Raw genomic sequence first — 10,128 nt, forward strand, 5'->3', positions numbered from 1 at the left:
TGGGCATTGATCGACTTCAGTCAATCACGCGGTTCCGGGGAGGCTTCGCAGCCGGTGCTTGTGTTGGATCATCTTTGCCTGGAGAAGCTCCCGAAACCCTCGCACTTGAGACTGCCATGCCGTCCGTCAACGGCACGACCGGACAGACAAAATCAGACTCGCTTAAAAGCTTCTCTTGCGGGACGAACCGCGCACCGAGTTCTTGTTCAAGCTGTGGTTTACGACTGTTGCCGCTGTACAAAATGTTCATGCCAAAACCAAACCGACCTCTACGTGCGATGGCTTCTCCGATTTTGCCCAGCCCGATAATGCCCAAGGTCTTTCCATGCACGTCATTCCCAAAATGGGATGCGTGAATGGTCTTTGTCCAGTTTCCCTCTTTCGTCCAGGCATCAAGCTCAGGGATGCGTCTCGCTGTGGCGAGGATCAGGGCAAAAGCCAGATCAGCTGTAGTCTCGTTCAAGACATCCGGTGTGTTGGTCAACATGATCCCTCGGCTATTGAGATATCTGAGGTCATAGTTGTCGTAACCAACCGATATGCTCGAGATGATCTCAAGATTTTTAGCTGAAGCCAGCTCAGCTTCACCCAAACGACGATTGCCGCCGATCAGCCCGTGGACGCTGAAAATGGCAGCTTCAAACTGGGCATCCATGTCACCAAGCTCGGGACTCATGACGCTTTATTTCACCTGTTTCAAACTCAATTCGAATCGTTTTCTGACTTCAAATAGGTCTTTGCCCACTCTCGGTAGTTGTCCGAGAGTGTGTATTTATTAAGCAGCTCAGGCAGGGAAAGCTCGCTCCCGTCTGTGCCACTTTGTTCGCGCAGCGCCTCGTAGGTCGCTTTGATTGCGGACAAATAAGGGGCATGCCCATTGACCACGATTCGTACATTGGCTGCACTCAGTTTCTCGACATCGCTCAGAGCCGGATTGCCGTAGTTGATCAGCATGATCGGCACGCTGAGGTGTGCCGTGAGTGCTTCCAGGTGCTGGAAGTCCTTAACGCCAACCAGACAAATAGCATCTGCTCCAGCCTTCTGATAAGCCGCAGTACGAGCGATGGAGTCTTCCAAAGTGGTAGCAGCCACATTCGTTCTGGCAATGATGCTAAGGGCATCATCTGAACGGGCAAATCGCGCAGCATAAATCTTGGCTGCGGCTTCTTCCCTTTCGATAAGCACGTGCGACTGCTCGTCGTATTTGGCGGGTAAGTGGGTGTCTTCCAGCGTTAGGGCAGCAACACCGGCTTTCTGCAGCTCGGTCACTGTTCGCATTACATTCAGTGCGTTACCAAACCCATGATCAGCGTCCCCAATGATTGGGATTTGGCTGGCCCGCCCGACTCTGGAAACCTGCTCGACATATTCATCAAGCGTGAGCAGAGAAATGTCCGGAGCTCCGAGCACTTGAAGCGAGGCGACGGAACCACCTTGGATTGCAACCTCAAAACCAAGGTCGGATGCCATACGAACCGAGATAGGATCGAATACGGAGGCAGCAAATTTACAGTCTACTCCATGAAGTAAATCACCAAACGCCGTGCGCAATTCATGATGAGATCGCTCAATCATTTTTTCGGCTCCATCAAATTCATTCGAGGACTTCTTTGGGATCGTTCCGCGTTGAACGAGTACTGGAAATCACTACCGGTCATGGCCGTGGTTGAAGCGGAAATGACCGGTAAACTTTGCTAATTACTTTTGCGCCAACAATGCTTTTCGCGCTGCCTTTTCGTGTTTCATTGCGGCAATCTCACGCTCGCAGGCTTCGACGTCAAAGGAGTTGTCCCATTTTGCAATGGCGATGGTGCCGATACCGTTGCCGATCAGGTTAGTCACGGCTCGCGCTTCGTTGAGGAATCGGTCGATGCCCAAAAGCAGGACAAGGCCTACCAGCGGAATGGAGTGGATGGTTGTGAGCGTTGCCGCAAGGGTTATGAACCCGGCACCCGCCACGCCAGCGGAGCCTTTTGAGGTCAGCAGGAAGACGCCCAACAGAATCATCTGATCCATAAACGTCAGTGGCGTATTGGTTGCCTGTGCGATAAAAATCGCCGCCATGGTGAGATAAATGCAGGTGCCATCCGCATTGAAGGCATATCCAGTTGGTAGCACCATGCCCACCACTGACTTCTTGCAGCCCAGCTTTTCAAGTTTCACCATCATTCGCGGAAGCACGGCTTCGGTAGAGCAGGTGCCAAGCGTGATGAGAATTTCATCTTTGAAGTAACGAAGAAATTGCATCAGCGGCATGCCCGACCATCTAGCAACCGTACCCAGCACCACCACGATGAAAATCAATGTCGTGATGTAGAGCGCGACCAGCAACTGGCCGAGTGACAGCAAGGTACCAATTCCGTACTTGCCAATAGTGAAAGCCATCCCAGCGCCGGCACCAATCGGAGCCAGACGCATGACCATTGCCACGATCTTGAACAGCCCTTGCAGAAACAGGTCGATGGTGTTGATCAGCGGTTTGCTGGTTTCGCCCATTTGAACGAGGGCAACGCCCATCAAAACCGAAATCAAGATGACCTGAAGCATGACGCCATTCGAGAATGCGCCAATGAAGGTACTCGGGATTATGTTGAGAAAGAAATCGATTGTTCCGCCCTGCTCATTGGCGGCTTGGCTGTATTTGGCGATAGCGCTGGTATCAAGCGTGGTAGCGTTGATATTCATCCCCGCGCCTGGCTTTGCGATATTGACCACAATAAGGCCGATGACCAGCGCAATGGTTGAAAGGATTTCAAAGTAGAGCAGCGCTTTGACGCCGATCCGCCCGACTTCCTTGATGCTGCCCATCTTAGCGATACCAACGACGACGGTACCGAAAATAATAGGCGCCAACAGCATTTTGATGAGTTTGATAAAGCCATCCGCAAAAGGTTGGAGCTTGGCTCCGAATTGCGGTTCAAAGTGACCAATTGCTGCACCGATGACGATACCGATCAGCACCTGCACATACAGTTGGCTGTACCAGCGGGACTTGGAGATTTCCACGGGAGCACCTCATTTTATTTTTGTGATGGGTGTGTGGCGTGGCGTCAGTGAGTGACGCCTAATAACGGCGGCCTCCTGCAAGAAGCCGCCGCTCGAGCGCTATCAGCCTTCGCCCAGTTCGCGCATTACTGCGTACAAAGCGGACTTGGCTTCGAAGCCGACACCTGGAATACCCGGCAGACCTACATAGCCATTTTCCACGCGGATCCCGTCAGCGAAGCCGCCGAAAGGCTGGAACACATCCGGGTACGATTCGTTACCGCCCAGGTGCAGACCTGCTGCGATGTTCAGGGACATCTGGTGACCACCGTGAGGAACTACGCGGCGGGAAGACCAACCCATTTCTTCCATCACCTTCAGGGTGCGCATGTACTCCACGAGCCCGTAGGACAGTGCACAGTCGAACTGGAGGTAATCGCGATCAGGGCGCATACCGCCGTGACGCAGAAGGTTACGAGCATCCTGATGGGAGAACAGGTTTTCCCCGGTGGCCATGGGCAGTTCATAGTGGTTGGCAAGTTCAGCTTGCAGTTCATAGTCCAGCGGATCGCCAACTTCTTCGTACCAGAAGAGGTTGTACTTTTTGATGGCCTCCGCGTACGCAATACCTGTCTTCAGATCGAAACGACCGTTGGCATCGACCGCCAGTCGACGACCATCACCCACCACTTCAAGTACCGCTTCGATGCGACGGATATCTTCATCCAGAGGAACCGCACCGATCTTCATTTTGACAACGTCGTAGCCACGATCCAGATAGCTCTGCATTTCTGCTTTGAGCTTGGTCTGGTCTTTGCCTGGGTAGTAGTAGCCACCTGCTGCATAGACCCATACCTTGTCATCTGCCACGCCGTCGCGATAACGGTCGGCCAGCAGGCGATACAGAGGTTTGCCTTCAATTTTGGCAACGGCATCCCATACAGCCATATCAATGGTGCCAACTGCGACTGAGCGCTCGCCGTGGCCACCTGGCTTTTCGTTGGTCATCAGGGTTTTCCAGATGGCGAACGGATCCAGGTTGTTGTTTTCATGATCGACGAGAGTATCTGGATCAGCTTCCGTGATACGCGCCAAGAAGCGATCACGCATCAGTGCGCCCTGACCATAGCGACCGTTGGAGTTGAAACCGTAACCGATGACAGGTTTACCATCGCGAATCACATCCGTGACGACAGCCACAACTGAGCAGGTCATTTTGGAGAAATCGATGTAGGCGTTGGCAATTGGCGAGGCAATGGAAACAGTTTTTTCACGGATGTCTACGATACGCATGGCGGGTTCCTCTTGTTGTTGGTGGCCCCACGTTATGCTTTGCGATGACACCCGCCCAATGCTATTAATGCCGCACCCTATGCACAGGAGGCATGGCCCTTGGAACTCGTTTGGCTCGAGGATTTTTCAGCCCTTGCGGAGTACGGCAGCTTTGTTCGCGCGGCTGAAGCACGGCACGTTACTCAGCCTGCATTCAGCCGCAGAGTCCGCTCTCTAGAGAATTGGATGGGGGTACAGCTGTTCGTTCGCACCCCTCAAGGGGCGACCCTGACCGAAGCTGGGAGGCAAATTTTGCCAAGTGCTCAGGAGGCAGCCAGGCGCTTGTACAGGATGCGCAACGAAGCTCAAGAGGTGGCGGGAATGGCCGCTAAATCGTTGCACTTCGCTGCGACTCACTCCCTGTCGTTTACCTTTTTTCCAAGGTGGCTTCGAAGCGCAGAAAACGGTGCCCCAATCGAGGCTGTACAGCTGCACTCAGATAGCATGGCTGTCTGTGAACAGATGCTGATACACGGCCAAGTTCAGTTTCTGCTCTGCCACCGCCACCCCGATGTTCCACCATTACTAGCCCCTGATCAGTTCATCGGCAAGAAGGTTGGCGAGGACGTTCTCGTTCCTCTGGCGAGCGCTTCCGCCAACTTCGGCAATTCCCCAGCGGCATTGCCCTACCTCGCTTATACCCATGAGTCCGGACTGGGGCGTATCGTCGCTCACCGACTGCATGGCAAGGAAGATTACCTTCACCTCAAACCACTTTTCAGCAGCCACCTCGCGGCGGTGCTGATGTCTATGGCCCTGGAAAGCAAAGGCGTGGCATGGTTGCCTAAGAGCCTCACCGAGCAAGAAATAATGGATGGACGCTTAGTCAGAGCACTAGACGAAAGCTGGGATATCCCTCTGGAAATTCACCTGACCCGTCCAGCAGCACCACTCAGTACATCTGCCGAAGAATTCTGGGCCAGGGTGGGCAGCGACTGATAACGCATCCAATAAAAAAAGGCCCCGAAGGGCCCCTTGTACTCAAACCAAGATCACTTGGTCAGCCAGGACTCAACCTTGTCGGCACCATATTTCGCTTTCCACTCTTTCAGGGTTTTGTGGTTGCCACCTTTGGTTTCTACAACTTCACCAGACTCCGGATTTTTGTAGACCTTCACCTGGCGTGGCTTGCGCGTGCCCGATTGAGACTGGGCAGCGGGAGCACGACGACCGGCTTGTGGATCAAGCAGGTTGATCACGTCTTTCAAGCTATAGCCGTACTTGGCAAGCAAGTCGCGCAGCTTCTTTTCGAAATCAATTTCTTTTTGAAGGCCAGCATCACCTTTCAGTGCTTCGAGAGCTTGGAGCTGTTCGGCTAAGTGTTTTTCGAGTTGACGGAATTCTGCGAGCTTGGACATTGAAGCCTCCGAGGCTTTTTTGGGCTACACGAGTCAGCCATATGAAGATGGCTAATACTGATTCTGCATTATTCTACAGCGAGGATAGGAAGCCTGTTAAACACGTCTGCATAAATGCCAGTATCTGCCAGCGAAAATAGCAGCATTTCAACTTCATGTATGTGATTGGAATCACCCCATAAATCTCGGCTCACCTCAGATACGAGCAACACATAAGAAGCGTATGCAAGCTCTCAAGAAAAAACCAGCCTCAATGACTCGTTCTGAGCTTTCTATCGCATACAACCTCTTGGATACATGGGGAATGAACATTGCAGGCCATTGACTAGGTTCTAGCCTCCTCAAATAACCAATCTCGAAACGCTTTCATTCTCGGCAAGCTTGCACATTCAGTCCGATAGACAACGTAGTAGGCCAATGGAGAGACAACCTGGATGTCTGGAAACAAGCGGATTAGCCGGCCAGCGGCCAAATCATCTCGGGCCATAACGCTGCGAGCAAGCGCGATTCCTTGCCCATCTATCGCTGCTTGAAGCACAGCTGCACTGTTGTTGATCTTCATGCCCCGGAGCGTCGATACATTTTTCATCGCTGCTCTACTCAGCCAGGTATCCCAGGTCGTGAATCCGGCGCTACTGTCCATCGATAGGTCGTGGATCAGCGTTTGATTGGCCAGCTCGGCCAGAGTGTTCAAACAATCCGGCGTGTTTTTCAACTGAGGTGAGCAAACAGGGAAGATATCCTCATCCATCAGTTTTTCTGCAATAAGGCCAGGCCACTGGCCGGCACCATATCGGACGCCGATATCTATTCGTTGAATCAGGAAATCCACCGCTTTGAGCTGTGTATCAAGGCGGACGTCGGTATCTGGCCAGGCGGCATGGAAGCGCTCGATTCTTGGTAACAACCATTTGGCAGCAAAGGCGGGACTGACCGTGACAGTTAGAACCCCGTTGGGCGAGCCCTCTCTCATCCGTTCTACCCCTAACGTAAGCCGCTCGAATCCGGCCCGAATGTCGGGAAGCGCACGCTCAGCAGCATCAGTAGCGACCAACCGTGCCTTGCCGCTGGTGCCTCGATGAAACAGAGGCGTGCCTAGCCAATGCTCAAGAGTGCGTACTAGCTGCCCAACGGCTGCCGGGGTGACATTTAACTCCTCCGCACCAGCAGAAAAGCTTTGATGCCGGGCACTGGCTTCAAAGGCCCTCAGTGCGTTGAGATGAATGGGCGCGACCATAGCGGTAAACCTTTTCTTTATCGTACTGACACTTTATCTCGTTTGTTCAGCTCCCGGTAGAAGCCAATAATTCACTTGTACTTCAGCAGCAGGCGGTGGCTGAACCGTTAGAGGTCATGCCTTAAAGGCTGGCAATAGGTTCTCGGTTTCCTGCATGGCCTCCCCCACTTTTTGGAGCATTCAAATGAGTAATCAATTCATCGGCAAGAAATTGTTAGTCGTCGGCGGCACCAGTGGTATGGGGTTTGAAACCGCCCGACTCGTCTTACAGCAAGGCGGTAACGTAGTTATTGTGGGCAGCCGCGCAGAAAAAACCGAACAGGCTCGCCAAGAGCTAGCCGCAATAGGGACTGTAAGCGCACTCACAGCAAACCTGACTGACCCAGAAGACCTCGCGACGCTGCTGCAGGAGATTGATCAACGCCACGCGGACGTCGATCTGCTTGTGAACGCGGCGGGCGTATTCTTCCCCAAGCCTTTTCTGGAGCACCAGGACGCTGACTATGATCAGTACATGCAACTGAACAAAGCCTCCTTCTTCATCACGCAAAAAGTCGCTGCCAACCTCGTCGCCAAGGGAAATCCCGGCGCTATCGTCAACATCGGCTCCATGTGGGGCAAACAAGCAATCGCCGCCACCCCGTCCTCTGCCTATTCGATGGCAAAAGCGGGCCTGCACTCGCTGACTCAGCACTTGGCGATGGAACTTGCATCCAAGCATATCCGCGTCAATGCCGTATCACCTGCGGTGGTGCAGACCCCAATCTACGAAGGTTTCATTCCGAAAGCTGAGGTTCATACAGCGCTGCAGGGCTTCAATAGCTTCCACCCAATCGGACGAGTAGGTACTCCTGAAGAGGTGGCCGAAGTGGTTGCTTTCCTGCTCTCCGACAAGGCCAGTTGGGTCACAGGTGCTATCTGGGACGTCGATGGCGGTGTTATGGCCGGTCGCAACTAATATGAATTCGGGCATGCCTGCTGAAGCCGGCATGCTCGATTTCTAGCCCTTTAATTCCTTGGAGACACCGCACCCGTGCTCATCAATGCTGACTTCACCCAGCGCGCTACCGTCGCTGCTCATGACTACGACTGGGTGGCATCGTCACAGCCAGGCGTTGAGCGCGTCATGCTTGATCGAGTCGGCGGCGAACGAGCTCGTGCAACGAGTATTGTTCGCTACTCAGCAGGTGCCAGTTTCGCTCCTCATCAACACTCTGGCGGAGAGGAAATACTTGTCCTCTCTGGTACGTTTGCAGACGACGATGACAGCTATCCCACAGGCTGTTATCTGCGCAACCCTCCAGGTTCCAGCCATGCACCTTCCAGCCCTGAAGGTACAGTCATTTTCGTGAAGCTTTGGCAGATGTCTGCGGATGAGCAGGTCAAGGTGCGGATTGATACGCGACGGCCAGATGCATGGCAACAAGAAGGCAACCGCGAGGTCTGCCCGCTACATACCAGTGCATCCGAGACTGTTTCTCTGGTGCGCCTCCCTGCAGGTGGTCAGATGTTCAGTGCCATCGTTGAGAACGCCGAAGTTCTGGTCTTGTTCGGAGGTCTGGTTGAAGACGGACGGCATCACAAAGCTGGCAGCTGGTTGCGTTTTCCGCCAGGAGAATACCCGCAGCTACATGCATCGACCAAGGGATGCACGGTTTACTTCAGAGATGGGAATTTGACCGGTCTCTCAAGCAAGGAAGCACCATGAACCAAGCTCGGATTGCGATCATCGGCGGCGGTATAAGTGGTCTATACGCAGCGTATCTACTCCAATCCCAAGGCATTTCTGATTACGTCTTGCTTGAAGCCCGCGAGAGGCTTGGAGGAAGGGCGCTATCCGTTGGACTTGTGAGTACGGGCACAGCCCCTCCAGATCAGACCAACCGCTTTGATCTGGGGCCCTCCTGGTTTTGGCCCGATTCCCAACCACAGCTGGATCGTCTGGTCACTGAACTTTGCCTGGAGCGGTTTGCGCAGCCCGTACAGGGCGACATGTTGATTGAGCGGATTCCCGGAGTGAAGCCTGCACGCACAAAGGGCTATTTTTCGTCGCCAGCTTCGGTACGTTTACTTGGAGGCATGACTGCATTAGTCGATGCGCTTGCCTTCAGGGTAAATCCCGACAATTTGCGTATAGGGCGGACAGTTCGTCTTATCCACACCAGCGAGCAGCACCTGCATGTAGAGTGTGAACACGCTGATGGTATCCGAGAGTCATGGACAGTCGAACAAGTTCTGCTAGCGGCCCCACCGCGATTGTTGGCCCAAGACGTTGAGTTCTTACCGAGACTCCCTCCTTCGGTTGCCCAGCGATGGCGAAATACCTCTACCTGGATGGCTCCTCACGCCAAATACATTGCTGTATTCGAATCCGCATTTTGGAGCCAATCCGGATTGTCCGGACACGCGCGTAGCGCATTAGGCCCTCTGGTAGAAATTCATGACGCCTCGTCCCCAGGAGGACATGCCGCATTGTTTGGCTTTATCGGCATACCGGCACACACGCGCAAAGTAGTGCCTGATAAGCAACTGAAGGAACTGTGTCGTGCTCAGTTGGTGCGAGTTTTCGGGCCGAAGGCGGGTGAGCCTATGGCGGAATTCCTCAAAGATTGGGCTCAGGATCATCTCACTGCTGTTGCTCAAGATTTACTGGACGCAGGGGAACCTTCGATTAGCGTAGAAGCGACAGTCGATTCCTTCCCTTGGATGGGACGGTTGATTGGGATTGGAAGTGAATGGTCACCGCAATTTCCGGGATACATCGAAGGCGCAATCGAAGCAGCTGCATTAGGCGTGCGCCTGATGCTCGAAAAAAAGAGATTACCACCCTCGACGATTAGGCCATCTATTTAATTGGAAAACATACAGTATTCACTGACGATATCGATTTGGATATTTCAATCGGGCGCTATGAATATCCGAATCAAGCTTCGTTTGCTGCGATAGCGCCGACTCTGAGACTGGTTTGCGGAACAGAACTGGAAGCGAAGGTGTCATTCGTATTAGGCACGTTGGTGTCGCAAACCTGTAGAGCTCGAGAGGTGGCTTTCATGAACAATATTATCTACATCGTCGGGGCAATTGTGGTTGTCCTAGTTATTCTTTCGTTTGTCGGTCTTGTATAGCCTGAACTGCTAAGTATGCTCACTGACTCATTTGTTTGGTGCTAACCGTTTCTGGCGCGGAGTGAGCTACTGAAAATGCCTCTGTAAGACG

At 53.2% G+C, this 10,128-nt stretch carries 9 protein-coding genes and 1 pseudogene; 4 read left to right on the plus strand and 6 right to left on the minus strand.

The window, feature by feature from the left end; all coding sequences use genetic code 11:
• Nucleotides 1–127: 127 nt before the first annotated feature.
• From MEB48_RS01475 to MEB48_RS01490, 4 genes and pseudogenes are all read right to left on the minus strand, one after another.
• A pseudogene (locus tag MEB48_RS01475) lies at nucleotides 128–679 on the minus strand (NAD(P)-dependent oxidoreductase); the annotation flags it as partial.
• A gap of 23 nt (nucleotides 680–702) precedes the next feature.
• A complete protein-coding gene (locus MEB48_RS01480) occupies nucleotides 703–1,575 on the minus strand; it encodes an isocitrate lyase/PEP mutase family protein (RefSeq protein ID WP_237881181.1) in 873 nt (290 codons plus the stop codon).
• Between the two features lie 123 nt (nucleotides 1,576–1,698).
• A complete protein-coding gene (dctA, locus tag MEB48_RS01485; RefSeq protein ID WP_237881183.1) occupies nucleotides 1,699–3,006 on the minus strand; it encodes a C4-dicarboxylate transporter DctA in 1,308 nt (435 codons plus the stop codon).
• A 102-nt stretch (nucleotides 3,007–3,108) separates the two neighbouring features.
• Nucleotides 3,109–4,278, minus strand: a complete 1,170-nt coding sequence (locus MEB48_RS01490; RefSeq protein ID WP_237881185.1) for a mandelate racemase/muconate lactonizing enzyme family protein — start codon at nucleotides 4,276–4,278, stop codon at nucleotides 3,109–3,111.
• A 99-nt stretch (nucleotides 4,279–4,377) separates the two neighbouring features.
• On the opposite strand from MEB48_RS01490, the gene MEB48_RS01495 reads away from it, so the two are divergent.
• The gene (locus MEB48_RS01495; protein ID WP_237881187.1) at nucleotides 4,378–5,256 is read left to right on the plus strand and encodes a LysR family transcriptional regulator; all 879 of its coding nucleotides are present in this window, start codon (nucleotides 4,378–4,380) and stop codon (nucleotides 5,254–5,256) included.
• A 53-nt stretch (nucleotides 5,257–5,309) separates the two neighbouring features.
• Here MEB48_RS01495 and MEB48_RS01500 read toward each other — a convergent pair whose 3' ends face one another.
• Together MEB48_RS01500 and gcvA are read right to left on the minus strand one after the other, a co-directional pair.
• Complete coding sequence (locus tag MEB48_RS01500) at nucleotides 5,310–5,675, minus strand: histone-like nucleoid-structuring protein, MvaT/MvaU family (protein ID WP_237881189.1); 366 nt, start codon at nucleotides 5,673–5,675, stop codon at nucleotides 5,310–5,312.
• A 325-nt stretch (nucleotides 5,676–6,000) separates the two neighbouring features.
• Nucleotides 6,001–6,912 carry a transcriptional regulator GcvA gene (gene gcvA, locus MEB48_RS01505; protein ID WP_237881191.1) on the minus strand — a complete coding sequence of 304 codons (912 nt, stop codon included), beginning with the start codon at nucleotides 6,910–6,912 and terminating at the stop codon, nucleotides 6,001–6,003.
• Between the two features lie 184 nt (nucleotides 6,913–7,096).
• On the opposite strand from gcvA, the gene MEB48_RS01510 reads away from it, so the two are divergent.
• The 3 genes from MEB48_RS01510 (at nucleotide 7,097) to MEB48_RS01520 (ending at nucleotide 9,765) form a co-directional block, all read left to right on the plus strand.
• Nucleotides 7,097–7,870, plus strand: coding sequence for an SDR family NAD(P)-dependent oxidoreductase (locus tag MEB48_RS01510; protein ID WP_237881193.1), 774 nt, complete (start codon nucleotides 7,097–7,099; stop codon nucleotides 7,868–7,870).
• Nucleotides 7,871–7,945: 75 nt separating this feature from the next.
• Entirely contained in the window at nucleotides 7,946–8,620 is a 675-nt protein-coding gene (locus tag MEB48_RS29200; protein ID WP_237881195.1) for a cupin domain-containing protein, read from the plus strand.
• A complete protein-coding gene (locus tag MEB48_RS01520) occupies nucleotides 8,617–9,765 on the plus strand; it encodes a flavin monoamine oxidase family protein (protein ID WP_237881197.1) in 1,149 nt (382 codons plus the stop codon). Before MEB48_RS29200 ends, MEB48_RS01520 begins: the two co-directional genes overlap by 4 nt.
• Nucleotides 9,766–10,128: the final 363 nt, after the last annotated feature.

This window comes from Pseudomonas sp. PGPR40 (genome assembly GCF_022014505.1).
Lineage (GTDB): Bacteria > Pseudomonadota > Gammaproteobacteria > Pseudomonadales > Pseudomonadaceae > Aquipseudomonas.

Bases quoted from the DNA above. Each gene is read 5' to 3' on its own strand.
- MEB48_RS01480 (WP_237881181.1), bottom strand. From the start codon at position 1,575: ATGATTGAGCGATCTCATCATGAATTGCGCACGGCGTTTGGTGATTTA.
- MEB48_RS01500 (WP_237881189.1), bottom strand. From the start codon at position 5,675: ATGTCCAAGCTCGCAGAATTCCGTCAACTCGAAAAACACTTAGCCGAA.
- MEB48_RS01520 (WP_237881197.1), top strand. From the start codon at position 8,617: ATGAACCAAGCTCGGATTGCGATCATCGGCGGCGGTATAAGTGGTCTA.
- MEB48_RS01490 (WP_237881185.1), bottom strand. From the start codon at position 4,278: ATGCGTATCGTAGACATCCGTGAAAAAACTGTTTCCATTGCCTCGCCA.
- MEB48_RS01510 (WP_237881193.1), top strand. From the start codon at position 7,097: ATGAGTAATCAATTCATCGGCAAGAAATTGTTAGTCGTCGGCGGCACC.
- gcvA (WP_237881191.1), bottom strand. From the start codon at position 6,912: ATGGTCGCGCCCATTCATCTCAACGCACTGAGGGCCTTTGAAGCCAGT.